Source organism: Paenibacillus sp. FSL K6-1330 (assembly GCF_037976825.1).
Lineage (GTDB): Bacteria > Bacillota > Bacilli > Paenibacillales > Paenibacillaceae > Paenibacillus_AQ.
In genome coordinates, this window is the sequence record NZ_CP150269.1 from 2,517,690 (window position 1) to 2,544,190 (window position 26,501).

The window sequence follows — 26,501 nt, forward strand, 5'->3', positions numbered from 1 at the left end:
ATTTTTGGCATGCCGATAAACCCTCGTATGAGCTTGAACATTGTTTGTGACGGATCGAGAAAATGCTGCAACGGCTCCTGGTTGTTAATTCTCGTCCGGTTAAAAGGGACATGCCTTCTTATGGCCGTGCAGATGCACAGAGCTTAGCGAGTTCGGCTCCATACGTCCGCGTACCTCGTGACGAGGCCGTGCTCGTCAACCTCCAGATCCGCTTGATAGGCCCCATGGTTACTCTCATAACGGTAGGTGTACTCGCCCGTACGCGTGTATTGTTGGGGAAGCGGGGCGATGGTTAGGCTCGGGAACTGAATCCAGACTGCCGTCATGGACGCACTCTCCCCAGGCTCCAGCTTCAAGCGCCGGATCGGCAGCGTGTTGGTGGATGGGGTAATCCCGAGATCAATGTCGTTCATTCCGGCAAATGCCGTGAGCTCGGTATCGCCGCTCCACCAGCAGCCGTCGTCATCCCGCTCCAGGTGAAGGGACCGTTCCTCCGTGCCGCTTGTGAGCTTAATCTTTACCCTCCGGGTCTGCCAGCTGCTGGTGGTTTCAACCTCATAGGAGCAGTGGAGCTGCCGACCTTCCAGGCTGGCTACGACCGTTCCGGTGAGCGTAAATCCGTCATGATGCCGATAGAGCCGGCCATGTTCCAGAGAGGGAAGATCATGCCTGTTCCATAACAGCGATTCCAGAAGCTGGGACGAGCTTGTGGTCTTTTGTCCCAGGGGCTGCATGTCTGCTTCAGCATGGATATGGTCGTTCAAAGTGAGATCACGTCCTTTGTCAAACAAGAGTATGAATAGATGCTACACCTCTATATTATATAACGAACATATGTTTGTTATAAAGCGATAAATACCGTGTGTGATAACCGAAGATAAATCGGGGACTTCCACACAAGATGCTTATTCCATATATGGACGCAAAATCGTTTGTGAAGTAATATGTAAAGATCATATACTAATCCGGCAGTATTTTTCATCAAGAGTAGGGGTGCAGCGGTCATAAACATACCTAAACAACGCATCAAAATAAGTCTAGCCATGCTCATGCCTGCGCTGGTTTCCTTATCCATTCTCATGACGATGTCCATTATGATCTACATTCAGTATAAAAATGAGAAACGATCCCTATACAACAATACCATGTCGCTTAATTTATCCTCCGCACAAAAAATGGCGGTTACCATTGAAGCGCTTTTCTCAGGGATGCGCCAAAGTCTTCGCGCCTCTGCCAACAACCCGGCAATTGAGGCTAGTGCGACATCCGATGAGAGGGAGTTGCAGGTCATTTTTGATCTTATGCTTCAGAGCAGCCCTTACTTCAACTCCGTATTTTGGGCCGATCAAACGGGTACCATTCGCGTGGTTTCTCCTGTGGGAAACAATTTGAATCCGGCCCGATTAAAAACAGTGGGGACCACGGAGGCGCTAAAGGAGAGAAAGTCCTACATATCGGCACCGTATAGAAGCCCTACCGGCCGCTGGATTGTTCTTGCGAGTGAGCCGATTTTTGACAGCTCCGGCAAGTATCACGGGATGATTGCCGGCACGATCTACCTGGAAGAAAACAATATATTGCATCGGATTTTCGGAAGCGGCGCGGGGAATATCGAAGACTCATACTCGTATATCGTTGATTCCGGCGGGAAGCTGCTCTATCATCTGGATAAAAGCCGGGTAGGGGAGGACGTAAGCTCTAATGTCGTGGTGCAGCGGCTTATGAGCGGCGAGAGCGGTATGAAACGTGTCATGAATACGCAAGGTGAAGATTACTTAACAGGGTACGCCAGTGTCTCGATGAATGGCTGGGGGATTGTCATGCAGACATCGGTTAGTTCCATTCTGGCCGATGTCAATCGCAACTTGCAGGACCAGCTGAGAAGTATGCTTTTTCCGATCGTGATCATGCTCGTCATTGCCGCATATATGGCTGCAAGAATTGCCGCTCCATTTACCCAGCTGTATAAATTAACAAAAGCGGTAGCAGCTGGCCAAACGGTGTCTCCCGAGGAATTCCAGCCGCATTGGAATCGGGAAGCTGATCAATTGAACCAGATTATGGGGGCGGCTGCCGAAACGCTTGCCAAACAGGCCTATTCGTTACAGCAGGAAGCCAGCACGGATCCATTGACAGGGCTGACCAATCGCAGAGAACTGGAACGCTGCCTTGACTCGTGGGATATGCTTGGGGATCCGTATGCTGTTTTAATGCTGGACATCGACCATTTTAAGAACGTTAACGATACATATGGCCACCAAACCGGCGACCAAGTCCTGAAACTGGTAGCAGTGGTCATGAGCGATTGTGTTCCTGAGGGTGCAGTCTGCTCCCGTTTTGGCGGGGAGGAGTTTGTCATTCTTCTTCGCAAGCATCGTATGGATGAAGCCTACCAAATGGCTGAGCGGATACGCAACGCGATTCTGATGTCCAAAACCCCGTACTCCCTAACACTTACCGTATCGATCGGCATATCCTTATATCCTGAACATGGCAAAAGCCGCGAAGGTGTATTCCTGGCAGCGGATATGGCGTTATACCAGGCGAAGGCCGAAGGCCGTAACCGGACGATTGCGGCAGAGATATCGGCGTAATAGTATAAGGCATTGGTATGGCAAAGATCCCTGTTGGATGAAGCTGCCGATAAGATGACTCCTGAATTCATTCAGGGGTCATCATGTGAATAAGGGTTGAAGGAAGCCCAGCCGACCAATGGGCCGCATCATTGATGCTTGACGTGTCAATGATGGCTTGCTACAATCAACACATCAAAATAATTTGATGGAAAGTTGTGGTGACAACATGAGGGTCTCTATTATACAAGATGACGTATTAAGCCTGTATGAACAGAAATTTAAAGCGTTATCCGATAAGAATCGCTTAAGAATCATCTATGAATTGAACCAGCGAGGGAAAGTGTGTGTATGTGACCTCACCGCCTTGCTGGATCTTCCTCAATCGAAACTGTCTTATCATCTAAAAATGTTGCTGGATGCAAATATTATATTGATGGAACGAATCGGAAAATGGAACTATTATGAGCTTAACGATGAAGAGGTTAAGGGACTGTTATCCGAGAAGCTGTGCTGCGTTTTTTATCCGAATTCAAAAACATAATTTTTTAACTAATGCATCAAGAAAAGTTGATGATTATAAATGTTTCTATTAGAGGGCTTATGTATGAAAAACATTGAATTTAAAGTGGCTTCAACTTCCTGCTGTACACCCCAAGTGCCGACAATTGCTGAGGATAAAGTGAAGGAAGAGTATGATCGGTATAACGGCACCCATCCAGTCACGATTATCGGTGGTGGACCCATTGGCTTGGCAGCAGCAGCTCATTTGGCCGAAAGAGGGCAACAATTCATTCTATTTGAAGCGCGTTCGTGATCAAATCGGCGAGCGCATTCAACGATTCGCTGAAACCGGCGAATAATACGATAACATTATGCCGGGGTCCGAACCATAAAAGAATCTTTAAGAAGATATCGAAAACCTGCATCCCAATATACCAAGAACGCCCTTAACCGGGGCGTTCTTTTTTTGTCAACAACGTGAAGCGGATGGTCGGAAACTGAGCTCTAATGGAGGGTCACGGATCATGTGTAATTCTTTATCCTGTGCAATGGGATAGGTCTTGAACCTTGAACCTGTTCCAACATTAAATTCAGACACAAGAGGTGGATGATATTGTTCGTAGTATCCTTAAAGCACCGTTTGCTGGTATGGTCCTCATTTATCGGTATGTTCTTAGTATTGCTGGCTGGGGCGCTTGTAACTAAGACCGGTTCCGGCCTTGGGTGTGGCGATGATTGGCCGCTTTGCAACGGGAAATTCATCCCGGCTTATACACTGGAATCCATGATTGAATATTCGCACCGGATGATAACCGGCGTGGTCGGAATTCTGGTGCTTGCCACTTATATCGTGATCCGGAAACATTACCGGGGCCATAGGGAGGCGAGTTATTATGCTGGCGGTACCTTATTGTTCACCGTGATTCAAGCTCTAATGGGGGCCGCGGCTGTCATGTGGCCGCAGCAGCCGGCGGTCATGGCGCTTCATTTTGGAATCTCCTTGTTTGCGGTGGCCAGCAGTATGCTGCTCGTGGTATGGATGCGTGGACTCCATGGAGCACAGGATTATCGTACTAACGTTACGGTTCCGCGATCTATCCGCTTCTTGGGCTGGGGAATCTGGCTGTATAGCTGCGGAGTGGTATACCTCGGTGCCTATATCCGGCATACGGAGTCGGAGGCTGGCTGTATGGGCTGGCCGCTATGCAATGGCCAGGTCATACCGTATCTGGGCGGGGCTTCTGGCATTGTCTTTCTTCATCGGGTCGCCGCTGCGGTTTTACTCATATTGCTGATTCTTCTGCTCTTAGCTGTAAAAAATTATGAGACAAGGGTGCGTTCAACAGGTCTGACAACGCTGGTAATCGGTCTTAATCTCGTAGTGCTAGCACAAATTTTAAGCGGGGCGTGGCTGACGCTTGCCATGAACAATCATCATATTTTTATTTTTGCAAGTCTTGTTCACAATGTGTTAGCGACCTTGCTCTTCAGCATGCTCGCGGTTTTTGGGATTCGTACATGGAAGAGAAGATGAGACCTAAAGACGAAAATTCTGAATTTGTATGTGAAATTTGTTACAGAATCTTGAACTTGGCCTGCATATTTAGTGAACGAACGGCTGGTGACACCAACTGCCTTGTCAACTAAAGTAAGTCAGGACAAGTGAGCAGATTGGAGCTGAATGTAATGAAACGACCCAAAACACTTCGAATCATGGGGTTAGCGGTTCTGCTGACCATCATGCTGCTGGCCATGACCGGATGCAGCGAGAACATCATTATTTTGAATCCGAAAGGACCCATTGCCGAGCAGCAGCGTGATTTAATGATCATCTCGACCTTGCTGTGCAGCATTGTCATCGTTCCGGTGTTGATACTGACAGCTATCATCGTGTGGCGGTATCGGGACAAAAAAGGAAGAAAAGCAGCGTATACCCCGGAGTGGGAGCATAGCACGAAGCTGGAACTGATTTGGTGGGGAATTCCCATCTTGATCATATTGACGCTGGCAATTATCACGGTCAAAGCAACGTATGCACTGGAACCGTCGAAGCCCATTGCCTCCAGTGAGAAAGCGCTGACCGTACAGGTAACCTCCTTGAACTGGAAATGGCTGTTTCAGTATCCCGAACAGGGCATAGCCTCGGTCAATGAATTGAAGATTCCGGAGGATGTGCCTGTCCGCTTCGAAATTACGGCCGATTCGCCAATGAACTCGTTCTGGATTCCGCAGCTTGGCGGCCAGATGTACGCTATGTCGGGGATGGCGATGACACTGTATTTGCAAGCCGATGAGGCTGGGGATTATTGGGGGTCCGGCGCGAACTTTACGGGTACGGATTTTGCAAAAATGTATTTTGACGTGGAAGCGACGTCCAAGGAGGAGTTTGACGCATGGGTGGAGGAAGTGAAGGCAGAGTCGCCCAAGCTGACATTGGAGGGATATAAACAGCTGAGGGAGCCGTCCGCATCCGAGGTTCATACGTATTCCGCTTTTCCGGAAGGGTTGTTCGAGATGACGGTGACAAAATATGCCGCTTCCCACAACCATGGTTTGTCATGGAAAAACACGCAAAACTTCAATTTCAAGGACCAGGTGACTAGGTAAGGAGAGAGCTTCTAATGTGGGAAAAGATAAAAGAATTTGCTTCCGGATTTTTCGTGACGGGCGATCCGTTAATTTATGGCGCGGATGTCACCATCGTTCTAACGTTGATTGCCATTGTAAGCGGCTTGACGTACTTCAAAAAGTGGAAGTGGTTATGGCGGGATTGGCTGACCACTGTCGATCATAAAAAAATCGGCATTATGTACATTTTGTCCGCGTTCCTGATGCTGTTTCGGGGCGGAGTAGACGCGCTTCTCATGAGGGCGCAGCTGGCTATGCCGGAGCTTGATTTTTTGCCGCCGGATCATTATAACCAGATCTTCACCACGCATGGGGTCATCATGATTCTGTTCATGGCCATGCCGTTCATGTTCGGTTTGTTTAACATCATGGTGCCGCTGCAGCTCGGAGCTAGAGATGTAGCCTATCCGTTTCTGAATTCGCTCAGCTTCTGGCTGTTCTTCTCAGGGGCGATGCTGTTTAACCTGTCGTTTGTCATTGGTGGCTCGCCCGACGCCGGGTGGCTGGCGTATCCGCCCTATTCGGGCTCCATGTACAATCCGGGTGTAGGGCAGGACTTTTATATATGGGGAATCCAAATCTCGGGGCTCGGCAGCTTGATGACCGGGGTTAATTTCCTGGTGACGATTCTGAAAATGCGGGCGCCGGGCATGAAACTTATGAAAATGCCGATGTTTTCCTGGTCGGTCCTATCCAGCTGCATCGCCATTATATTCTCGTTTCCGATTTTGACGGCAACGCTGGCACTGCTTTTCCTGGATCGTTATGCCGGGGCGCATTTCTTCACGCTTGACGGTGGGGGGAACCCGATGATGTATATCAACCTGATCTGGATGTGGGGACATCCTGAGGTGTATATCATTGTCCTGCCGGCTTTCGGCATATTTTCAGAGATCGTCTCCACGTTCTCGAAGAAAAAGCTGTTTGGCTACAAGTCCATGGTGTGGGCGATGATGATCATCAGCGTCCTGTCCTTTCTGGTATGGGCCCACCATTTCTTTACGATGGGGTCGGGGGCGGACGTCAATGCTTTCTTTGCTTTAACAACCATGCTGATCGCAATCCCAACTGGCGTGAAAGTGTTCAACTGGCTGTTCACCATGTTCCGTGGAAAAATTACATTCGAAACGCCGATGTTATGGACGATTGGATTCATTCCATGTTTTATCATAGGGGGGTTGACGGGGGTTCTGTTATCCGTCGCTCCGGCGGATTTTCAGTTCCATAACAGTTACTTCCTGGTCGCGCATTTCCATCAGGTGATCATAGGGGGCGTCGTATTCGGTTACTTTGCCGGGCTGTACTATTGGTGGCCGAAAATGTTTGGCTTCAAGCTGAACGAACGCATCGGGAAGTGGGCATTCTGGTTCTGGAACATCGGTTTCTATTGCTGCTTCATGCCGCAATATGTGCTCGGTCTGATGGGAATGACCCGCCGGGTCGTTTCGTATAGCTGGGACAAAGATTGGTGGGAGCTGAATCTGGTGTCCACGATCGGTGCTGTGCTCATGGCGATTGCCTTTCTGTTTCAGGTTTGGCAGATCGTGGATGGGTTTAAGCACCAGGCAAAGAACCGGGATGTCACGGGGGATCCGTGGAATGGCCGTACGCTCGAGTGGTCCATTCCTTCGCCGGCACCGGTCTACAACTTTGCCGTATTGCCGAACGTCTCCCGTCAAGACGAATGGTGGGAGCAGAAACAAGCGTCAGAAGAACATCGGACCAAGAAGCAGCACCTGGAACCGATTCATATGCCTAGAAATTCCGGTGTTCCGATTGTCATGTCGGCTTTCTGGTTTATAGCAGGGTTTGGCTTCATATTCGATTGGACCGGATTTATCTATACCGGATTGGCAGGCGTGGTAGGCTGTTTACTATATCATTCCTTTAATTATGACACGGATTATTATATTCCGGTTGACGAAATCGAGCGAACTGAAGCTGCCATAAGGAAGGTGAATATCTAATGGCTGAGTCCCAAATATCAGAACCCATAACTCAAGCACACTTGCAGGAAGAACATCAGGGTCATCCGGATATGGAGGAAGTACGAACGTTCGGCTTCTGGATTTATCTCATGACCGACGTTATTATATTCGGCACGTTGTTTGCCACCTACATTGTTCTGCAACGCAACACGGACGGAGGTCCGGGACCTGCAGACCTGTTTCAGATGGGCGGAATTATAGCCAGTACGTTCATATTGCTTGCGAGCAGTTATACTTGCGGCCTTGCGCTGCTGTCGATGCACAAGCATAACGTTAAAGGCCTCATATCCTGGCTGGCGATTACAGCCGGGCTGGGTGCCATATTTATCGGGATGGAGATTGCTGAATTCAATCATCTGGTACATGAAGGCGCGACGATAGGAACCAGCGCATTTTTATCCGCCTTCTTCACGTTGGTGGGCACGCATGGATTGCACGTATTGTTCGGACTGGTCTGGATGATCGCCCTGATCCTTCAGATCGCCAAGCGGGGAATTACCCCCGTGACCAAACGGAAGGTCAATGTGATCAGCTTGTTCTGGCATTTTCTCGATGTGGTATGGATCTTTGTATTTACAGTCGTGTACTTAATGGGGGTGAGTTAATATGGTGCCGTCCAATACGCATCAAGCCCCGGAAGGGCACGGTTCTTTCAAATCGTATACCATCGGATTCATCTGCTCGATCATTCTGACACTTATTCCTATCATAATTGTCATGAATGACTGGTTGGATGGAACCTGGAACACCGTTGTGTTGATGATTGCGGCCGTGCTGCAGCTCATGGTTCAGCTCTTATTCTTCATGCACTTACGTGAAGAGAATAAGCCGAGGTACAACCTGATCTCGCTGGTTCTGGGCCTGGTCATTTTGCTGGTCATCGTAGCAGGGTCCATGTGGATCATGCTGTACAACATGGTGGCTGTATGAGGAGACGCACCGTACTGGGAGATTGGATACAGCTCGTCAAACCGCGCATTATCCAGCTAAATCTGGTTGCAGCATTCGGAGGCTACTGGCTGGCTTCTAAATGGGTCATAGACTGGGGCTTGTTATGCTGGATGCTGCTTGGTACAACGCTAACGATGGCATCTTCCTGTATCTTCAATAATATTTGGGATCATAAATTGGACCGCAAAATGGTTCGAACGAACAGCAGGCCTCTTGCCACGGGGCGGATTCAGTTAACCCATGCCTTATGGTGTGCTCTGGTCCTTGGTATCTTAGGAGAATGGATCCTGTTCTTAAACGTGAACCGGATTGCAGGTTGGCTCGGTTTGCTGGGGATGTTCTTTTATATTGTCATATACACGATGTGGCTTAAACGGAAGTCAACCTGGAGTACCGCTGTCGGCGGCGTGTCGGGAGCGGTTCCGCCGGTTATCGGATACTGTGCCAGTACGGGAACGGTAGATATCGGAGCTGTTTTGTTATTCTGCTTGCTGTTTTTGTGGCAGCCCGCGCATTTTTGGTCGCTGGCCATCCGGCGGGTGGAGGAGTACAGAGCGGCTGGTTTTCCCTTACTTCCTGTACGAAAAGGGGTCAGGCGCACCAAGCTGCAGATGATTCCTTATGTAACGCTGCTGCTCCCAACCGTCATTTTGCTGTACGTTACCGGTTTTTCCGGTCCCGTATTCCTGATAGTGTCTGTGATCGGTGGCGTTATATGGCTATGGCATACGCTGCGCGGAATGATCGTTTCACTGGATGAACGCTGGGCCAGGACCAATTTTCTGATTTCCGTGAATTATTTGATGATTGTGTTCATTGTTATGATTCTGGACACGCCTGCGATTTAATGAAAAGCATTGCAAAAACGAGGTGAGGCTTATGAGGAGATTAGGGTTATTTGTCCTTTTGGCGTGTGTACTTCTGTTAGTATCGTGTTCTCCGGCTCCTGCGTCCGATCCAGAGGTTGAAGCATTGATTCAGGTTGATCTGATTTTACCGACCGGCCCGGTGGAGACCTTGCAATCGGTTCCCTTTGAGGCGCGAGTGACGCAAGGTGAAGAACCTGTAGCAGATGCGCAAGAGGTGAGTTTTGAATTCCGGCTGGTCGGTCAGGACGAACATGATTTGATTGACACTAACCATGCTGAAAACGGCAGTTACCGGATCGATAAGACATTTGAAGCGGAAGGGACCTATGAAGTGACTGCGCATGTTACGGCAAGAGGCATGCATGTGATGCCGAAGAAAGAGATCGTTGTAGGAAATCCGGGGAAAAAGTGAACTTAAGGTTGCCATGATCCGGTAGGAAGGGTGGCAGATGGAATTGATCCGAGAATATATATGGATTGTTGTTATGCTGGCTATGCTGACGTTGTCTGCATGCAGCGAACGGACCGAGGATGATTCGGTGCTTCGTGCCAGCATCACCACAACGGAGGATGAAGAGGCGGTTGCGCTGTACAAGAGCCAGTGCCTGTCATGCCATGCCGTCGACTTAAGCGGAAGGGTTGGCCCAAGTCTGAAGGATGTCGGGACGAGGCTATCTGAGGATCAAATCGCGGACATTGTAATGGAGGGTTATCAAGGCATGCCATCATATAAAAAGATTCTGGAGGAGAGCGAGATCAAGTCCATTGCGATGTGGCTTTCGAACATGAAGGAGGAACAGGAGGGAGATACATGAAAAAGATTGTGTTTATAGGCGTAATCATGGTGTTCACGTTGGTGGCAGCCGCATGCGGCAACTCTAAACCAAGTCAGCTGAGCATTCCGATCCAGCCTTTTGAATATATCAACCAAGATGAAGAGCCGATTTCTTTAGCCGATCTGGAAGGCAAGGTATGGATCGCAGACTTTGTGTTCACGCGGTGCATTACGGTATGTCCGACCATGACCGCTAATATGGCCGAGCTGCAGCAGCGGCTGGATAACGCGGGGCTTGAAGCCACGCTGGTATCTTTTTCGGTGGATCCCGAGCGGGATGACCCTGCAGCACTGAAGAGCTATCTGAGTAAATTCGATGCGAATTTCACGAACTGGCATGCGTTAACAGGCTATTCGTTTGAAGAAATTAAAACGTTTGTGCTGCAATCCTTCAAAGCGCCTATCGCCATGGATACTGCAGCGGATCAGGTCATCCATGGGACGTCCTTCTACTTGGTTGATCCATCAGGTACGGTCGTTGCGAAGTATGATGGTAACACAGATCCTCCATATGACAAGATCCTGAAGGACGTCAAATCGCTGCTGAAGTAGCGGCGAATATCGTGAGGTGGAGTGAGATGAACCTTATCGCTCGTTCAACATGGGTCCGAGGGCTGATTCTGGCAATTCTTCTGGCAGCCGCTGCATATGCACTCTTTCAATCCATGATGAAGGATGGCCAGATTGCAGAGATTGGGCATGCCGCGCCTGGCTTTGAAGCGGTGAATCTTCAGGGTGAGCCGGTCCGGCTCTCCGATTATAAAGGGCAGGCCGTGCTACTGAACTTCTGGGCGTCCTGGTGCGGTCCCTGCGTGAACGAAATGCCGATTCTGAACGAAGCGTATGCACAGGAGCCAGGTGTTGAAATAATTGCCGTTAATATAGGCGAAAGCCGCGAGAAAGCAGAGGCGTTCGTTCGGAAGCATCAACTGGATATACCGATCGTGTTGGACCAACAAAATAAAATCAAAGGGAAATACGGCATAAGCGGCCTGCCGGTAACCGTGCTGATCGATGACCAAGGCAATATCGTGGATCGCGTAACTGGTGAGCTGCCAAGCCTTGAATTTATCAGAGAAATGATGGACAGGATTCGATAGGATGGGATTTGTCGGGTTATGAAAAAAAGGTTAGCTTCCGGTAAGCTAACCTTTTTCGTGATTCCGGAGAAGGGGGCTGTCCCTGTTCCTGTTGTATTGCCCTATTGGATCGTGGCGTGCAGAGCTTCAGCGAACCTGGATATTCCAGATGGGATATCCTCAGCCCTGGCACGAGCATAAGTGAATCTCACATAACCTGAAGCTGAACCGTATACGCTGCCCGGTGCAAAAATCACACCTTTTTGAATGGAGCTTTCCAGCAGCTTGCTGTCATTCACGTCCGGGACGATTTTGCACCAGAGATGCAGGCCGCCCTCGGGCACATGGAAATGCACCAGGCCTTGCAGTTCCTTCTGAAGGGCCTCGATCAGTAAATCCCGCTTGTATAGCAGGCTTGCTCTCAGCCTGTCCAGGTGCGGAGCAAAATGGGAAGAATTGAGGAACTGTCCCGCCAAGCTTTGGGGCACTACGCTTAACCCGAAATCCATCTGCTGCCTGGCGTCCGCAAGCCGCTCCACCACCGAATTAGGGGCGACCATCCAGCCTACCCGGAGACCGGATGCGGCTATTTTCGAGAAAGACCCGATGTACACCACCGACCCGACAGAATCCACGGATTTCAAAGGGGCAGGCGGAGAACATTGATAGGCCGTTAAACTGAAGGGGTCATCCTCCACGATCGGAAGCCCGAGCTCACTTGCCGTATCCAGCAGTTGGGCCCTTCTCTCATGATCCATAACGGTGCCTGTCGGGTTCTGAAAATTCGGATTAATGAAAATCATCTTGATCCGGTGTTTCTTGTACAGGGAGCGGATGTCTTCCGGTTGTACCCCTCGTTCATCGACCGGGAGCCTGAACAATCGCAGACCTGCGGATTGAAACATCGGCAGTGAATAACAATAGGATGGATCTTCGATGGCAACCGCGTCACCAGGTGACAGCAAGCACTGTGTAATGAGATACAGCGATTGCTGGGATCCCGACGTGATCAGGATGGACGATTCGGTGGTATGAATCCCGCGATATTTTTTGAGATACGTAACCAATGCTTGTCTGAGTGGACCATATCCTTGTGGATTGTCATAACCGAAATAGGACATATTGGGTTTCTGACTCATCAACGTATTCATTTCTTGGATCGGCGCCAAATCCCCGGCGAGCTCCCCGCTGGCAAAATCAATCAAAGAAGGATCATGCGCCAACGCCTCCCGAATCCGGCGGAGAAAAGGGGGATTAGGCAGGAAATTTCCTCCCTCAGCGTAACGGCGCCAGTTCGGCGTATGTTTTGGCGTGGCGCCCCACTTGGAACTGCTGACCCGCGTACCGCTCCCGGAACGGCTCTCTATGATTCCAAGCGCCCGAAGCTCCGAGTAAGCCAGGACCACGGTGCTTCGATTAACTCCGATTTGCTCCGCCAGTTTTCGCTCGGAGGGGAGTAAGCTGCCTGGTGGAAATTCTCCATACGATATTCTCTGCTCCAGATCATCAGCAATTTGCTGATATAGAGGTTGTGTGCTGTTGCGATCCGGCTTCCACACCTTCCTCATCCTTTCATAAACATATTCAGTCTGTTTCTGTCTGTAATGTTAATCATATCATTATGTATAAATGAAGGGTTTTCATAATTTCATCATTACGATGACAAATATCCTGCAATCCGTTGAACATGGATGGTGTATCTGATTGTAAATTGGATGGGTCAACGTAATCCCTCTTACTGGGATGTGGCAGTAATTCGCTTGCGCTTTCGGTTTCTTGACAAAATTTAAAAAGAGGAATAAAGTATGGTTTGAATAATCGTAATTGTTACGATTAAACAAACACAAGAATAGGAGGTGCTGACTATGCGAGTGACGGTAACATTGGCATGCATGGAAACCGGCGACCGTAACTATACAACGACCAAAAATAAAAGGAATCACCCGGAGCGAATGGAATTGCGCAAATATTGTCCACGGTTGAAGCGGGTAACGCTTCATCGGGAAACCCGATAGTGAATACGGACCGTAAGCCGGATCTATCATCCGGCTTATTTGACTTCAGGTGAAATGGGATTACACTAAAAGTAGCAGAAGTGCAGCCATGTAAATGAGGGGGATGGATGGGATGAACCAGGAACGACATGATTCCAGCGGTGAGCTGCTCCTAAGCACACATACCCCGGAACAGTGGAGACGAAGAAGGCAGGAGCTAAATGAGTGGATCAACAGACCTAAGGTGCGCAAACAGCCCAAACGGACGCGTGTATTCGGCAATACCCCTGTCGATGAGCAGTTATACCTGATATTGATCCGGCTGCAGCAGGCGGGATTGGAGACCGAGTTTTCCTGCGCGGGTGTAAGCCCGCTTGATGAACCCGTTGATCATTCCCTGTACGCCTACCTAACTTTTTTCTCGAGCGGTCCTGCGGAGCAGTTCGCTAACATTTTGAAGGGTAACATGAAGCATCGAGCGCTGATTACCTATGAGCCTGCCCGTCACCGCTATGACGTTTCATCGTTCTTTATCGGACATAACCGTTCCTTTTGTATACTTCTCCAGCACAGTGCGGATCAGTTACTGAGAGATTTAGTCCAGTAGAAAATGGGGCTTTTACATAAAATAACATTGCTTTGCCGGCTCAGAGTCCCTTGAGCAGCTTAGCTTCGAACAACCCTATTAGGGGAAATAAGGAGTTGTGATCGAATGACGAAACGGAGAATTGCTTGGAATTCAGGTCAATGGACAACCGAACCGGTATCGGTGGCAGAGGAAGGGTTGCATCTGAAGGTTGAGTCCAGAGAAGGCAGTGATTATTGGGAGAAAACCCTGTATGAGTTTCAACGTGACAGCGGTCATTCACTGCTTGCGGCGTGGGATAAGGATACGGCCATAGAGGTCACCTTTGAATTGGATGCCTTTACGGAGCTATATGATCAGGCCGGGCTTATGCTAATGAACGCTCCGGGACAGTGGATCAAAGCTGGGATTGAAATCAATGACGGAATCCCCCAGCTGGCCACGGTGGTCACCCATGAATATTCGGATTGGTCACTCGCACCCGTGCCGGAGTGGGTTGGCGAGCGTGTCACGATCCGTGCCTCCAGGCTGAATGATGCGGTCATCATTAGGGCGAGAACCGGGAAGCATCCTTGGCGCACCGTTCGCGTGGCGCCCTTTCCCGCCCGAACAGCAAGTCAGGCCGGGCCTTTTGTCTGTTCGCCTACCCGCTCCGGTCTCATCGTGACCTTCACACGTTGGGTGAGCACACTGCCGGACAGCGACATTCATGTTGATCCGCAGGTGGAAGAGTAGAGGTAGGGCCAGGACTCCTGAGTTTAACCAACAGCTATAGAGGTAAAGAGACTTCACCCATCATTTCGTGATCGGTGAGGTCTCTTTTTATATGCAGACCGTTCTGTATCAATTGCCACAGCGGCCATGCGGATTGTGGTGGTATATTGAGGCTGGATACACACTAATCTGCCATATATTGATAACGTCCAGCAAAGGGGATAAAACTATATGCCGAGCAAAGAAAGTTTTGCTATAAAGGAACTGCTGACCGCAGAGGGATTCAATCATAAATGGGAAAATGCCGGAACGATTCGGCAATATATCGAAACGCTGCCTCCATATCCTGCACTTCCAGAGGAACAGGAGGGATTTGAAACCCGCTGTTTTGAAAGTGGATCCGGCTTGAGTATGAATTATTATATATCGCATGGTGCATTGGAACAGGGGACTGTCGTTTATTTACACGGTGGAGCTTATATCGAAGAGATTCTACCGCCCCATTTCGCTTTTGCCAAACAGTGGACGAAGCGAACCGGATTCACCGTAATTATACCCAATTACCCTACCGTCCCGGCTATTGATGCAAAGAAGCTGACAGGGCTAATGCGCGAATTTTACAAGTACATCTGCGCCGAGGCGGGGAGTGCGGTATTTCTAATGGGCGATTCGGCCGGTAGTGCGCTGGCTCTCGATATGGCCCAATCAGTAAAAGAAACGCCGCTTGCACCAAAAGGGTTAATCCTGCTCTCGCCATGGGTGGATGCAGCTACGGACAATCCCCAGATTGCTGCGCTCGGTATACCGGAGCATGACGTCTTTCTGCAGCCGGCCGGGCTCGGTGAGGTTGGAAGGATGTATGCAGGAAGTCTTTCTATGGACGACCCGGCGGTCAGTCCGTTGTTTGGCGAGATGGGAAGCCTTTCCCGCACGGTCATTCTCGTCGGAACCGATGATTCTCTGCTGCCGGACGCTCGTCTGCTGCGCGATAAACTGGTCCGAGAAGGTGTTGATTCCGAGTACTGGGAATACGAGAACATGATGCATGTGTGGCCTCTGTTTCCGATGCCTGAAGCCGTAGAGGCACTGGAGCGGCTGCATCAATGGGTGGCGTACGGTGGTGGAAAGCCATAATGGAGGGTGACAGACCAGCCAATTGGATGGTTACAACTGTCGCGCAATTGGATGGTGTGCATTAGCCGATTGTTCATTATAATGAGGCGGAAATGACAAATGAATGATGATTACTGTTGATCCTGATGCCTCAGGTTCTATAATAGAGTGTATATAATGAATAATCGAATGGGGTTGTTTGTGGTTGGTTATGTATATTATCGTCATCGCGCTGGCATTAATTGGTGGAGTTTCCACGCTTCTTGTCGGATTATCTCAGGAGAATAAGAAGGCAAACCCGAACTATGAGCGGAAAACAAAAACCAATCTCACGAAGCTGCTCATCATTTATTTTGTTTCGTTAATTGCGTTTATTGTGATATGGATGATTTTGAGATAACTATAAAGGCTGTTTCCTGAACGATCGGGGAGCGGCCTTTTGTTATTCATGATTATCATTGGAACCCAGGTCCATTTGATGTATTCTGGAGACATCAGCTCCACGGAGATCGTCATCATCGCTTACGTCCTGATGCTGGTTGTGTTCGCTGCAGGATTTGTATATCAATGGCTGAGAAGAAAACCACAGCGTCTCTAATCGAAGGGGAGGTCTTAGGATTACATGGCATTGCGAATTGGAATCATAGGCACAGGCTGGTTTAGCAAAGTACATGCAGATATATTATCCAACATGGACGGAGTACAAGTTGCTGCTTTTGTCGGGACAAGTCAGGAGAAGGCGGCACGAGCGGCGCAGGGCTATGCCTCGGCGAAGGCGTATAGCAACACTGAGCAGATGCTGGATGAAACCAAGCCCGATGCGGTTTATATCTGCGTTCCGCCGTTTGCGCATGGAGAGATCGAATCCCAGCTCGTGCAGAGGGGCATTCCTTTTCTGGTTGAGAAGCCGCTAGGGACAAACCTGGCTACGCCAAGACAGATTCTGCATGGGGTGAAGAAGGCCGGATTAATGACGTCCGCCGGGTATCATTTTCGTTATACGGATGCAGCCATGAAGGCTGCCGAGATGCTGGAAAGCCGGAAGATCGGGATGGCTCTTGGCTACTGGATGGGAGACATGCCGCAGGTGTATTGGTGGAGACAACATGAAGGCTCCGGGGGGCAATTTATCGAGCAAACCACTCATATGGTTGACCTGCTTCGCTGCCTGCTTGGTGAAGTGGATGAAGTGTATGCGGCGTTCGCCCATAGAGCTATGAAGGACATTCATGAGGGGGTAACGGTACACGACGTGGGTACCGCGACGCTGAAATTAAGGAGCGGGGCCGTGGCAACGATCTCCAATACCTGCATGCTGCCGGAATCGGATAAGGTAGGCTTGGCTATCTATACGGAGCAGGGAGTCATTGACATTCAACCTGATAAACTCATCGTCAAGGAAAAAGGAAGAATGACGGAAATCCGCAATGCAGCTAATCCTTATCTTCGAGAGAATGAAGCCTTTATCCATGCGCTGCGCACAGGCGATGCTTCCGGAATCTTATCGACTTATGAGGATGCCGTCAAAACCATGGAAGTTACCTATGCGGCTTTGCGGTCGGCTGAAACGGGAGTACCGGTAAAGGTAGGGGAATGATCGACTAACCGTTCAGATTCATAATGATTGCCTTAGGGATGTCCCACGAGATCTGCAGGTCTTATGGGGCATCCCTTTTTTCGTTCAAAAAACGCTCCGTGCACGACTCGCTCCTTTCGATGGGGCAGTCCGGGCGACAATCCATCAACAAGGGAATTCTCGGAGGAATATAGGTGTTTCCCTAATAGGAACCAAGGAAGAGGCCACTCATAATTAAATTATACGAAGGACGGCATATTGATTCCCCAATCATTGTCATTCAAGCAGAAGGAGTTGAACTGTCCTATGAAACGAAAGTCGGGGCTGAAGTTCTTCAAGAGGATGGAAAGCTATTCTGACAATTGGTCCGTTCTGGAGGAGAAAAGCAGGGAATGGGAAGATATGTACCGCAAGCGCTGGTCGCATGACAAAGTGGTACGGACGACGCATGGCGTGAACTGCACAGGCTCCTGCAGCTGGAAGGTTTTCGTGAAGAACGGGATCATCACTTGGGAAAACCAACAGATTGATTATCCTTCCTGCGGGCCGGATATGCCGGAATTCGAACCACGCGGATGCCCGCGTGGAGCTTCATTTTCCTGGTATGAATACAGTCCGCTGCGAGTGAAATACCCTTATATGCGCGGCCGGCTATGGCATATGTGGAAAGAGGCCTTAAGCCAACACAGCGATCCGATCGCCGCTTGGGCCAGCATCGTCGAAGATCCGGAGAAGTCCAAGTCCTATAAACAAGCGCGGGGTAAAGGCGGTCATGTCCGTGTGTCCTGGCAGGAGGCCACGAAGCTGATCTCCGCGCAGCTCATTTATACGATCCGCCAATACGGGCCAGACCGGATTGCCGGGTTTACGCCCATTCCGGCCATGTCGATGATCAGCTATGCTTCAGGAGCCAGATTTATTTCCCTGCTTGGGGGAGAAATGCTCAGCTTCTATGACTGGTATGCGGACTTGCCGCCGGCATCTCCACAAATCTGGGGAGAGCAGACGGATGTGCCGGAATCCAGCGATTGGTACAATGCCGGTTACCTTATTATGTGGGGCTCGAACGTGCCGTTAACGCGGACGCCGGACGCCCACTTCATGACGGAGGTGCGGTACAAAGGCACGAAGGTTGTGTCGGTCGCGCCGGACTATGCCGAGAACGTCAAGTTCGCGGACAACTGGCTGGCTCCGAATCCCGGAACCGATGCCGCAATTGCACAGGCCATGACGCATGTTATTTTAAAAGAATTCTATCATGAGCGTCAGGAACCGATGTTCCTGAATTATGCGAAACAATATACGGATATGCCTTTCCTCATTCTATTGGATGAGTTTGAGGGGGGATACAAGGCGGGACGCTTCCTGCGGGCAAGCGATTTGGGCGATACCACGCAGCATGCCGAGTGGAAGCCGGTGATTATCGACGAGAATACCAATGAAATCACGGTTCCGAACGGCACGATGGGGCAGCGCTGGGAGCAGGACAAGAAATGGAACCTGATCCTGGAGCGCGAGGACGGCTCGGTCATTGCGCCGGCGCTATCCGTGGAGCCTCAGGGTGGAGAGCGACAGACGATTTCCTTCCCGTTCTTCGATAACAACGCCAACGGCACTTTCGAACGCCATATTCCGGCGAAGACCATTCAGCTGGCGGACGGGACGCAGCGTCTGGTGGTAACGGTATACGATCTGATGCTGAGCCAGTATGGTATTGGACAGGCAGACAGCGGGCTGGATGCAGACGGGTACAAGGATGCGGACTCCTTCTATACCCCGGCCTGGCAGGAGAAAATCACCGGTGTGAAGCCATCCATCGTGGTTCAGATTGCCCGGGAGTTTGCGCAGAATTCGCTGGAAACCGGCGGTCGCTCGATGATCATCATGGGCGCCGGGATTAACCACTGGTTTAACAGTGACACGATCTACCGTTCCATTTTGAATCTGGTCATTCTAACGGCGTCCCAAGGCGTAAACGGCGGTGGCTGGGCGCATTACGTCGGCCAGGAGAAATGCCGCCCGATCGAGGGCTGGTCCACGGTTGCCTTTGCTAAAGACTGGCAGGGAGCGCCGCGTCAGCAAAACGCCACTTCGTTCTTTTATTTTGCGACTGACCAATGGAAGTACGAAGAAATGGGAGCCGATTCTCTGAAATCGCCAACGGGCGGGGAGATCCGTTACCAGCATCCGGCGGATTACAATGTGCTTGCCGCGAGACTTGGATGGCTTCCATCTTACCCGCAGTTCAACAAAAACAGCCTGAAGTTTGCGGAGGAAGCAGCGCAGCAGGGGAAAACCACCCATGAGGAAATTGTGAAGCATACGCTTGAACAAGTTGTTTCCGGGGATACGAAGTTTGCGGCCGAAGATCCCGATGCGCCTGAAAACTTCCCAAGATCGCTGTTCGTTTGGCGCTCGAACCTGATCTCGAGCTCCGCCAAGGGTCAGGAATATTTCATGAAGCATTTACTGGGCGCTTCGGACAGCCTGCTCTCGACGCCGAATGAAGAGAATAAGCCGGAGGAAATGGTCTGGCGCGAAGAAGTCGAAGGCAAGCTGGATCTGCTTGTTGCCTTGGACTTCCGGATGACATCAACTCCGATGTACGCAGATGTAGTCCTTCCTGCAGCAACCTGGTATGAGAAAACGGACTTGTCTTCAACCGATATGCATCCTTTTGTGCATCCGTTTAATCCGGCAGTGGATCCCCTCTGGGAATCCCGGTCGGACTGGGATATATACCGAACGATTGCCGAAGTCTTCTCAGATATGGCGAAGACCCATCTTCCGGGAATATATAAGGACCTGGTCACCACACCGCTCTCTCATGACTCCATAAGCGAGATCGCCCAGCCATACGGTGAAGTGAAGGATTGGCGCAAGGGGGAGATTGAGGCCATACCTGGCAAAACGATGCCGAATCTGACGGTGGTCGAGCGGGACTATACGAAAATTCATGACAAATATATAACGCTCGGTCCGAACCTGGCTACAGGTAAAGTCGGAGCGCATGGCGTCAGCTTCTCGGTAGCCGAGGAGTATGAAGAGCTGAAGCGTTTGAACGGAACTTATTACGATGACACGATCAAGAATGGCCTGCCCAAACTTCATACGGCGCGAAATGCGGCGGATGCCATTTTGAATCTGTCTTCCGCCACGAATGGCAAGGTATCGCAGCGAGCCTGGGAATCGGCGGAACAGGACACCGGCGTGCAGCTAAAAGACATTTCCGCGGACCGCGCCGCAGAGCGCATCACGTTCCAGAGCATTACGGCCCAGCCGCGGGAAGTCATTCCGACGCCGGTATTCAGCGGATCGAACAAAATGGGCAGAAGATACTCCCCGTTCACAACGAATATTGAACGGCTTGTGCCGTTCCGTACGCTGACCGGCAGACAGCATTTTTATATCGATCACGAAATTTTCCTGCAGTTTGGAGAGGCGCTGCCGGTGTATAAACCGACGCTTCCGCCAATGGTATTCGGACCGCGCGACAAGCAGATTACCGGGGGGAAGGATACACTCGTGCTCCGATATCTGACGCCGCATGGCAAATGGAACATTCACAGCACCTATCAAGATAATCTGCACATGCTGACGCTGTTCCGCGGAGGCCCGACGGTATGGATTAACAACGATGACGCAGCGGCTCACGACATTCAGGACAACGATTGGTTGGAAGTATACAACCGCAACGGGGTCGTCACCGCTCGCGCCGTCGTCAGTCACCGGATGCCGAAAGGCACGATGTACATGTATCACGCGCAGGATAAACACATCAACGTGCCGGGCTCGGAAATTACGAAGGATCGCGGCGGCAGCCACAATGCGCCGACGAGAATACATGTGAAGCCGACCCAGATGGTTGGGGGTTATGCGCAGCTCAGCTATGGATTTAACTACTACGGACCGATCGGCAACCAGCGGGATGTGTACGTGGCTGTCCGCAAAATGAAAGAGGTGGATTGGCTTGAAGATTAAGGCACAAGTCGCCATGGTTATGAATCTGGATAAATGCATTGGCTGCCATACGTGCAGCGTCACCTGCAAGAGCACCTGGACGAATCGTCCGGGTGCGGAATATATGTGGTTCAACAACGTGGAAACGAAGCCGGGCGTAGGCTATCCGATCCGCTGGGAAGACCAGGAGAAGTACAAGGGAGGCTGGACGTTGAAAAAGGGCAAGCTGCAGCTGAAATCCGGCAGCAAGCTGTCCAAAATCGCGCTCGGCAAAATCTTTTACAATCCGGATATGCCGGAAATGAAAGATTACTATGAGCCGTGGACCTATAACTATGAGCATCTAACCAATGCCGGGGAGAAGAAGCATCAGCCGGTGGCCCGTCCGAAATCGGCGGTAACCGGCGAGACGATGAATCTGGAATGGGGTCCGAACTGGGAAGATGATCTGGCGGGAGCCCATGTGACCGGCCCGAAGGATCCGAATATCGAAAAGATCGAGGAAGAAATCAAGTTCAACTTTGAGCAGACTTTCATGATGTATCTGCCCCGCCTGTGCGAGCATTGCCTGAACCCGAGCTGCGTAGCGTCCTGTCCTTCCGGTGCCATGTACAAGCGGGATGAAGACGGCATCGTCCTGGTGGACCAGGAAGCCTGCCGCGGCTGGCGGTACTGCATGACGGGCTGTCCGTACAAAAAGGTGTATTTCAACTGGAAAACGAATAAAGCCGAGAAATGCACCTTCTGTTTTCCGAGAATTGAAGCCGGGCTGCCTACGGTATGCTCCGAAACCTGTACAGGACGTATCCGGTACTTGGGCGTGCTGCTGTACGATGCCGACAAGGTACAGGAGGCAGCCTCCATGCCGGATGAGAAGGATCTCTATCAGGCCCAGTGCGATCTGTTCCTGGACCCGCATGATCCGGCAGTGATCGAGCAGGCGCGCAAGGACGGATTAACCGAAGAATGGATCGAAGCTGCCCAAAACTCGCCCGTATATAAACTGGCCATTGAATACAAGCTGGCCTTTCCGCTCCATCCGGAGTATCGGACGCTGCCAATGGTTTGGTACGTGCCGCCGCTCAGTCCGATCATGAACTATTTTGAAGGCAGGGATTCGATCGAGAATCCGGACATGATTTTCCCGGCGATCGAGGAGATGCGTACACCGATTCAGTATCTCGCGAATCTGCTCACGGCAGGGGACACGGTGACGGTAAAGGAAGCCCTGCAAAAAATGGCGATGATGCGTTCTTATATGCGCGCGCAATCGTCAGGGACTGAGTTTGATGAGACACGGCTAGAACGGGTTGGGTTGACCGCCCATCAAATGACGCAGATGTATCGGCTGCTCGCCATCGCTAAATACGATGACCGGTTTGTGGTCCCGACTTCGCATAAAGAAAGCCATATGGATGTTTACCGTTCACAGGGCTCCGAAGGCTTCAGCGCAAGCTGCGGCGGCTGCGGTCCGGAAGGTCTGCAGGGCAAAACGGGCAAAGAGCTGTACGAAGAAAACTTCTATGGGGGGATCTGGCGTGATTAATCTCGGAAAGCTGCATGATTATAAACATGTTTTCGGTTTTTTCGCTCAGCAGCTCACGTATCCGGAGAAGCTGGATTTCCATCCGTCGGTCATGGAGGAGTCGCTTGGCTCCTCGGACCCGGCCTACGAATCCGTCAGAACGTACTGGACGGCCATGCATGAATACAGCATGGAAGAGATTGAAGAGCTGTACGTCCAGACCTTCGACTTTCAGGCGAAATCTACATTGTACATGACCTTTTATAAATTTGAAGATGGCCGGGAACGTGGCCAGATGCTCGCCAAACTTAAAGAGACGTATGAGATGTTTGGCCTGGGCATCGCGGGCTCGGAATTATCGGATTATCTTCCGCTGATGTGCGAGTTTATATATGCGGCGAATTGGCAGGGTCGCGAGAAGGAAGTGGCAGCGAGCCTGGATTTGATGCTGGCTGTTATGGAAGACGGCACCTATCATCTGCTGAAAGCTTTGGAGAAGTATAAGAGTCCGTATCTTCATCTCATTCAAGGTCTGCGTGAGACGTTCAAAGCATGTTTCAATCAGGAGGCGGCAGATCATGAGCATGATTAATCAGTTTCTGTGGGTCATCTTTCCCTATATCTGCCTTGCTGTGTTTATTGTCGGTCATATTTACCGTTACCGTACAGACCAATTCAACTGGACGGCAAAATCCAGCGAGTTTATCGAGAAGAAACATCTCAAGCTGGGCAGTCTCATGTTTCATTTAGGCATCATACCGGTTATCGGGGGGCACGTCGCAGGCTTGGCCATCCCTCAATCCTGGATGGAGTCACTGGGCATCAGTGATCATATGTACCACATCGGGGCGGTGTATATCGGAAGCGCATTTGGCTTTCTAACCCTGGCAGGTATGGTACTGTTAACTGCCAGGCGGTTCACCATTCGAAATGTGCGAAAACTGAGCAGTGCTTCCGATATGATGGTTAATGTCCTCCTGCTGTTTATCGTATTTATGGGGATGTACAGCACGCTGGTTACGAACGCGGTACAGCCGGAATTCAATTATCGGGAGTCGGTATCCGTGTGGTTCCGTGGATTGTTTATGCTCCGTCCGGATGCTTCATTGATGGTGAATGTGCCGCTGGCGTTTAAAATTCACATTTTGGCCGGATTTGGTATTTTTGGCTTATGGCCGTTTACTCGATTGGTGCATGTGTGGAGTGTTCCGTTGAATTATGTGGGTAGAAGATATATTCTGTATAGAAAGCACCGTAAATTTGAATCGTAGAGCGGAAGAAGGCTTTTTGGCCTTCTTTTCTACGTCAGAGGAGTAATGGAAATGAAGAATCAGCCGATCTTTAACTACCAAAGTGAAATGGATAAGCTTCGTGCCCGGTTTCAATTCGATTTCGTGTCCATGGCATTGGTGCAGCCGGCTGAAGACCGATTTGTATTGACCTGGCAGTATGCCTCGGGAAATATAAACGAGAGGTATAAGCGCATCGTTTTACATTCCGGCAAAGGCATCGCCGGCATGGTGTTTAAGACAGGAAAACCGATGCTGATTCAAAACGTGAATGCTGATATTGAATCAAGGGACTTGTATAATTACCCGATTATCGTTGCCGAGCAGTTGAAAAGCCTTGGTGCAGTACCGCTGTGGGAAGGCTCTCGCGTCAGGGGTGTTTTGCTTGTGGGATACCGCAAGGAAAACGTGCTGGATCCAATGTCCTTTGAGTCGTTTCAGGAAGGAATAGGAACGGAATTTGGTGCTTTTTATGCCAAGGAGGTATCACAGCCTTGATTCAAATGACGGATGAGCATTTAAGCGAATTGCTTAGAAACATGTATCATAATAGCATGGAAGCCATTTTTTTTATTGACGAAAAGGGCAGCGTGGTGGCTATGAATCCGGCTGCAGAGAACATCCTTGACATTGAAGTGATCGAGAGGATGCATTCTGGTGCGGATGGTTCCTTCTGCCAAACCTGCAAAGGGTACACCGATGAACAGGATCTCATAACCTGCTCCACATGCTATCTGGATTATCCGGATGGCGAGTTTTCGTCGTTCCAAGTCTATCTTAAGACACGCGGCGAAGGAATCGTTCCCTATGCGGCCAGTTACCATATCATCGATGAAGCTCGCGGCATCCGGGTGATGATGCTTCTCGACCTGACGAAGCAGCAGAAGACACAGGAAATGCTGCAGCGGACGAATATGCTGAAATATGTCATCAAGGCACAGGAGGACGAGCGCAAGCGGATATCCCGCGAACTGCATGATAGCGTGGCTCAAGAGCTCTTAAGCTCGCTGGTCGACCTGCGCGTCGTTAAATATATGAATGTGGGCGAGGATGTGCTCAAGAAACTGCACCAGACCGAGGTGTCTTTAACCAGGCTTCTGGATGATATCCGGCATTTATCCGTTGAACTCAGACCGGCTTCATTAGATGATTTGGGGCTTGAGGCTGCATTCCGCTCCCATTTTAAATGGATTGGAAAGAACTACGGAGTGCTTGTTGAATTCTCTGCGGAGTTAGCGGCAGCCCGCTACGGCAGCGAGATTGAAACAGTTGTGTACCGGGTATGCCAGGAAGCGGTGCTGAATGCCATGAAATATTCAGGAACGGATGAGGTACATGTACGCTTATGTGAAGTGAATGGCTACCTTCAGTTAACCGTCCTGGACCGTGGAGTCGGGTTTAATATGGTCATTGATGAAGCTAAGGGAACCGGACTGGGACTGTACGGGATGCGCGAACGCGCAGAGCTCGTCGGTGGTCAGTTTATTTTGCTTTCCGCTCCCGGTGAGGGTACGACGATTCAGCTTAACATTCCGCTTACGAATGGTGACGACAAGCTGGAGGTGATGGGTACATGAAAATTGTGATTGCGGATGATCATGCCGTGGTCCGCAGCGGGTTTTCCATGATTCTGAATTACCAGGAAGATATGGAGGTCGTCGCGACGGCGGCAGACGGCATGGAGGCTTACACCATGGTGGCGAAGCACCGGCCGCATGTGCTATTGATGGATTTAAGCATGCCTCCCGGCGAAAGCGGACTGATTGCAACCGGCAAGATCAGCAGTGAATTTCCAGACACGAAAATTCTGATTCTAACCATGTATGATGATGACGATTACCTGTTTCATGTTTTAAAAAACGGTGCTTCAGGTTACGTACTGAAAAATGCGCCGGATGATGAATTAATCTCCGCCGTCCGCATGGTGCATAAGGGAGGGACCTATATCCATCCCCAGATGGCTACTTCCCTGGTTCGGGAGTTTATTAAGAAAGATAGCGAGAGCGCGGAACAAGATCCGTTTAACAGTCTGTCCAAACGGGAGATTGAGATCCTGCCCTTGATCGCCAAGGGTTATGGCAATAAGGAGATTGCGGAAAAACTTTTTGTATCGGTCAAGACGGTGGAAGCGCACAAAGCCAAAATTATGGACAAGCTGAATTTGAAAAGCCGCCCGGAGTTAGTGGAATATGCATTGAAGAAAAAATTGCTAGATTTTTAGTCCTTACGTATATAAAAGGGCGCAATAAAGGGTTGTTGCTTTAAGGAATAGGGAAGTTCCCCGGAGAGATTCAGGGAACTTCCCTATTAGCATTGT

Annotated in this window: 28 protein-coding genes and 1 pseudogene; 27 read left to right on the forward strand and 2 right to left on the reverse strand. The window is 50.3% G+C overall.

Annotation, left to right across the window (positions count from 1 at the left end; genetic code table 11):
* Positions 1-143: 143 nt before the first annotated feature.
* Positions 144-764, reverse strand: a complete 621-nt coding sequence (locus NYE54_RS11305) for a putative glycolipid-binding domain-containing protein (protein WP_339272018.1) — start codon at positions 762-764, stop codon at positions 144-146.
* Positions 765-1,043: 279 nt separating this feature from the next.
* Here NYE54_RS11305 and NYE54_RS11310 point away from each other — a divergent pair, with 279 nt between their 5' ends.
* The 13 genes and pseudogenes from NYE54_RS11310 (at position 1,044) to NYE54_RS11370 (ending at position 11,448) form a co-directional block, all read left to right on the forward strand.
* The gene (locus tag NYE54_RS11310) at positions 1,044-2,594 is read left to right on the forward strand and encodes a sensor domain-containing diguanylate cyclase (RefSeq protein WP_339272019.1); all 1,551 of its coding nucleotides are present in this window, start codon (positions 1,044-1,046) and stop codon (positions 2,592-2,594) included.
* A gap of 208 nt (positions 2,595-2,802) precedes the next feature.
* Entirely contained in the window at positions 2,803-3,117 is a 315-nt protein-coding gene (locus NYE54_RS11315; RefSeq protein ID WP_076320745.1) for a metalloregulator ArsR/SmtB family transcription factor, read from the forward strand.
* Between the two features lie 63 nt (positions 3,118-3,180).
* Positions 3,181-3,381 (forward strand): annotated as a pseudogene (locus NYE54_RS11320) (NAD(P)-binding protein); the annotation flags it as partial.
* Positions 3,382-3,684: 303 nt separating this feature from the next.
* Positions 3,685-4,611, forward strand: coding sequence for a COX15/CtaA family protein (locus NYE54_RS11325; RefSeq protein ID WP_339272020.1), 927 nt, complete (start codon positions 3,685-3,687; stop codon positions 4,609-4,611).
* A 152-nt stretch (positions 4,612-4,763) separates the two neighbouring features.
* A complete protein-coding gene (cyoA, locus tag NYE54_RS11330) occupies positions 4,764-5,684 on the forward strand; it encodes a ubiquinol oxidase subunit II (RefSeq protein WP_339272021.1) in 921 nt (306 codons plus the stop codon).
* Between the two features lie 14 nt (positions 5,685-5,698).
* Positions 5,699-7,672, forward strand: a complete 1,974-nt coding sequence (locus NYE54_RS11335; RefSeq protein ID WP_339272022.1) for a cbb3-type cytochrome c oxidase subunit I — start codon at positions 5,699-5,701, stop codon at positions 7,670-7,672.
* 71 nt (positions 7,673-7,743) lie between these two features.
* Positions 7,744-8,298: a cytochrome o ubiquinol oxidase subunit III gene (gene cyoC, locus NYE54_RS11340; protein WP_256720416.1), complete on the forward strand. Its 555-nt coding sequence runs from the start codon at positions 7,744-7,746 to the stop codon at positions 8,296-8,298.
* Position 8,299: 1 nt separating this feature from the next.
* On the forward strand, positions 8,300-8,623 hold the full coding sequence (gene cyoD / locus NYE54_RS11345; protein WP_098742852.1) for a cytochrome o ubiquinol oxidase subunit IV: 324 nt from the start codon (positions 8,300-8,302) through the stop codon (positions 8,621-8,623).
* On the forward strand, positions 8,620-9,492 hold the full coding sequence (gene cyoE, locus NYE54_RS11350) for a heme o synthase (RefSeq protein ID WP_339272023.1): 873 nt from the start codon (positions 8,620-8,622) through the stop codon (positions 9,490-9,492). The genes cyoD and cyoE overlap by 4 nt, the downstream gene beginning before the upstream one ends.
* Before the next feature lie 31 nt (positions 9,493-9,523).
* Positions 9,524-9,925 (forward strand): FixH family protein, encoded by a 402-nt coding sequence (locus tag NYE54_RS11355; RefSeq protein ID WP_339272024.1) that lies wholly within the window; start codon positions 9,524-9,526, stop codon positions 9,923-9,925.
* Between the two features lie 37 nt (positions 9,926-9,962).
* A complete protein-coding gene (locus NYE54_RS11360; protein WP_076320757.1) occupies positions 9,963-10,328 on the forward strand; it encodes a cytochrome c in 366 nt (121 codons plus the stop codon).
* Positions 10,325-10,900 (forward strand): SCO family protein, encoded by a 576-nt coding sequence (locus NYE54_RS11365; RefSeq protein ID WP_339272025.1) that lies wholly within the window; start codon positions 10,325-10,327, stop codon positions 10,898-10,900. Before NYE54_RS11360 ends, NYE54_RS11365 begins: the two co-directional genes overlap by 4 nt.
* Positions 10,901-10,926: 26 nt before the next feature.
* A complete protein-coding gene (locus NYE54_RS11370) occupies positions 10,927-11,448 on the forward strand; it encodes a redoxin domain-containing protein (protein ID WP_339272026.1) in 522 nt (173 codons plus the stop codon).
* 101 nt (positions 11,449-11,549) lie between these two features.
* Here NYE54_RS11370 and NYE54_RS11375 read toward each other — a convergent pair whose 3' ends face one another.
* The gene (locus tag NYE54_RS11375) at positions 11,550-12,986 is read right to left on the reverse strand and encodes a PLP-dependent aminotransferase family protein (protein WP_083659541.1); all 1,437 of its coding nucleotides are present in this window, start codon (positions 12,984-12,986) and stop codon (positions 11,550-11,552) included.
* A 306-nt stretch (positions 12,987-13,292) separates the two neighbouring features.
* Between NYE54_RS11375 and rpmG the strand changes: the two genes are divergently transcribed.
* The 14 genes from rpmG (at position 13,293) to NYE54_RS11445 (ending at position 26,405) form a co-directional block, all read left to right on the forward strand.
* Positions 13,293-13,442, forward strand: coding sequence for a 50S ribosomal protein L33 (gene rpmG / locus NYE54_RS11380; protein WP_076320761.1), 150 nt, complete (start codon positions 13,293-13,295; stop codon positions 13,440-13,442).
* Positions 13,443-13,554: 112 nt separating this feature from the next.
* A complete protein-coding gene (locus NYE54_RS11385; protein WP_215163992.1) occupies positions 13,555-14,028 on the forward strand; it encodes a hypothetical protein in 474 nt (157 codons plus the stop codon).
* Positions 14,029-14,133: 105 nt separating this feature from the next.
* Positions 14,134-14,742 carry a DUF1349 domain-containing protein gene (locus NYE54_RS11390; protein ID WP_339272027.1) on the forward strand — a complete coding sequence of 203 codons (609 nt, stop codon included), beginning with the start codon at positions 14,134-14,136 and terminating at the stop codon, positions 14,740-14,742.
* Between the two features lie 210 nt (positions 14,743-14,952).
* Positions 14,953-15,855: an alpha/beta hydrolase gene (locus tag NYE54_RS11395; RefSeq protein ID WP_339272028.1), complete on the forward strand. Its 903-nt coding sequence runs from the start codon at positions 14,953-14,955 to the stop codon at positions 15,853-15,855.
* 190 nt (positions 15,856-16,045) lie between these two features.
* A complete protein-coding gene (locus NYE54_RS11400) occupies positions 16,046-16,234 on the forward strand; it encodes a hypothetical protein (protein ID WP_076321309.1) in 189 nt (62 codons plus the stop codon).
* A 39-nt stretch (positions 16,235-16,273) separates the two neighbouring features.
* Positions 16,274-16,432: a hypothetical protein gene (locus tag NYE54_RS11405; protein WP_339272029.1), complete on the forward strand. Its 159-nt coding sequence runs from the start codon at positions 16,274-16,276 to the stop codon at positions 16,430-16,432.
* Between the two features lie 24 nt (positions 16,433-16,456).
* A complete protein-coding gene (locus tag NYE54_RS11410; protein ID WP_339272030.1) occupies positions 16,457-17,431 on the forward strand; it encodes a Gfo/Idh/MocA family oxidoreductase in 975 nt (324 codons plus the stop codon).
* 285 nt (positions 17,432-17,716) lie between these two features.
* Positions 17,717-21,391, forward strand: a complete 3,675-nt coding sequence (locus tag NYE54_RS11415; protein ID WP_339272031.1) for a nitrate reductase subunit alpha — start codon at positions 17,717-17,719, stop codon at positions 21,389-21,391.
* Positions 21,381-22,916 carry a nitrate reductase subunit beta gene (gene narH / locus NYE54_RS11420; protein ID WP_339272032.1) on the forward strand — a complete coding sequence of 512 codons (1,536 nt, stop codon included), beginning with the start codon at positions 21,381-21,383 and terminating at the stop codon, positions 22,914-22,916. The genes NYE54_RS11415 and narH overlap by 11 nt, the downstream gene beginning before the upstream one ends.
* Complete coding sequence (narJ, locus tag NYE54_RS11425) at positions 22,909-23,487, forward strand: nitrate reductase molybdenum cofactor assembly chaperone (RefSeq protein ID WP_076320771.1); 579 nt, start codon at positions 22,909-22,911, stop codon at positions 23,485-23,487. Before narH ends, narJ begins: the two co-directional genes overlap by 8 nt.
* Positions 23,474-24,166, forward strand: a complete 693-nt coding sequence (narI, locus tag NYE54_RS11430) for a respiratory nitrate reductase subunit gamma (protein ID WP_076320772.1) — start codon at positions 23,474-23,476, stop codon at positions 24,164-24,166. The genes narJ and narI overlap by 14 nt, the downstream gene beginning before the upstream one ends.
* 51 nt (positions 24,167-24,217) lie before the next feature.
* Positions 24,218-24,682: a GAF domain-containing protein gene (locus NYE54_RS11435; RefSeq protein ID WP_339272033.1), complete on the forward strand. Its 465-nt coding sequence runs from the start codon at positions 24,218-24,220 to the stop codon at positions 24,680-24,682.
* Positions 24,679-25,761: an ATP-binding protein gene (locus NYE54_RS11440; RefSeq protein ID WP_339272034.1), complete on the forward strand. Its 1,083-nt coding sequence runs from the start codon at positions 24,679-24,681 to the stop codon at positions 25,759-25,761. The genes NYE54_RS11435 and NYE54_RS11440 overlap by 4 nt, the downstream gene beginning before the upstream one ends.
* The gene (locus NYE54_RS11445; RefSeq protein ID WP_339272035.1) at positions 25,758-26,405 is read left to right on the forward strand and encodes a response regulator transcription factor; all 648 of its coding nucleotides are present in this window, start codon (positions 25,758-25,760) and stop codon (positions 26,403-26,405) included. The genes NYE54_RS11440 and NYE54_RS11445 overlap by 4 nt, the downstream gene beginning before the upstream one ends.
* Positions 26,406-26,501: the final 96 nt, after the last annotated feature.

Excerpts from the sequence above, each read along its gene's own strand:
- NYE54_RS11385 (WP_215163992.1), top strand. The coding sequence starts at position 13,555 with ATGAACCAGGAACGACATGATTCCAGCGGTGAGCTGCTCCTAAGCACA.
- cyoA (WP_339272021.1), top strand. The coding sequence starts at position 4,764 with ATGAAACGACCCAAAACACTTCGAATCATGGGGTTAGCGGTTCTGCTG.
- NYE54_RS11390 (WP_339272027.1), top strand. The coding sequence starts at position 14,134 with ATGACGAAACGGAGAATTGCTTGGAATTCAGGTCAATGGACAACCGAA.
- NYE54_RS11325 (WP_339272020.1), top strand. The coding sequence starts at position 3,685 with ATGATATTGTTCGTAGTATCCTTAAAGCACCGTTTGCTGGTATGGTCC.
- NYE54_RS11360 (WP_076320757.1), top strand. The coding sequence starts at position 9,963 with ATGGAATTGATCCGAGAATATATATGGATTGTTGTTATGCTGGCTATG.
- narI (WP_076320772.1), top strand. The coding sequence starts at position 23,474 with ATGAGCATGATTAATCAGTTTCTGTGGGTCATCTTTCCCTATATCTGC.
- NYE54_RS11395 (WP_339272028.1), top strand. The coding sequence starts at position 14,953 with ATGCCGAGCAAAGAAAGTTTTGCTATAAAGGAACTGCTGACCGCAGAG.
- NYE54_RS11400 (WP_076321309.1), top strand. The coding sequence starts at position 16,046 with ATGTATATTATCGTCATCGCGCTGGCATTAATTGGTGGAGTTTCCACG.
- NYE54_RS11310 (WP_339272019.1), top strand. The coding sequence starts at position 1,044 with ATGCTCATGCCTGCGCTGGTTTCCTTATCCATTCTCATGACGATGTCC.
- NYE54_RS11355 (WP_339272024.1), top strand. The coding sequence starts at position 9,524 with ATGAGGAGATTAGGGTTATTTGTCCTTTTGGCGTGTGTACTTCTGTTA.
- NYE54_RS11335 (WP_339272022.1), top strand. The coding sequence starts at position 5,699 with ATGTGGGAAAAGATAAAAGAATTTGCTTCCGGATTTTTCGTGACGGGC.
- NYE54_RS11410 (WP_339272030.1), top strand. The coding sequence starts at position 16,457 with ATGGCATTGCGAATTGGAATCATAGGCACAGGCTGGTTTAGCAAAGTA.
- cyoD (WP_098742852.1), top strand. The coding sequence starts at position 8,300 with ATGGTGCCGTCCAATACGCATCAAGCCCCGGAAGGGCACGGTTCTTTC.
- NYE54_RS11365 (WP_339272025.1), top strand. The coding sequence starts at position 10,325 with ATGAAAAAGATTGTGTTTATAGGCGTAATCATGGTGTTCACGTTGGTG.
- NYE54_RS11445 (WP_339272035.1), top strand. The coding sequence starts at position 25,758 with ATGAAAATTGTGATTGCGGATGATCATGCCGTGGTCCGCAGCGGGTTT.
- NYE54_RS11435 (WP_339272033.1), top strand. The coding sequence starts at position 24,218 with ATGAAGAATCAGCCGATCTTTAACTACCAAAGTGAAATGGATAAGCTT.
- cyoE (WP_339272023.1), top strand. The coding sequence starts at position 8,620 with ATGAGGAGACGCACCGTACTGGGAGATTGGATACAGCTCGTCAAACCG.
- NYE54_RS11315 (WP_076320745.1), top strand. The coding sequence starts at position 2,803 with ATGAGGGTCTCTATTATACAAGATGACGTATTAAGCCTGTATGAACAG.
- NYE54_RS11415 (WP_339272031.1), top strand. The coding sequence starts at position 17,717 with ATGAAACGAAAGTCGGGGCTGAAGTTCTTCAAGAGGATGGAAAGCTAT.
- NYE54_RS11370 (WP_339272026.1), top strand. The coding sequence starts at position 10,927 with ATGAACCTTATCGCTCGTTCAACATGGGTCCGAGGGCTGATTCTGGCA.
- rpmG (WP_076320761.1), top strand. The coding sequence starts at position 13,293 with ATGCGAGTGACGGTAACATTGGCATGCATGGAAACCGGCGACCGTAAC.
- cyoC (WP_256720416.1), top strand. The coding sequence starts at position 7,744 with ATGGAGGAAGTACGAACGTTCGGCTTCTGGATTTATCTCATGACCGAC.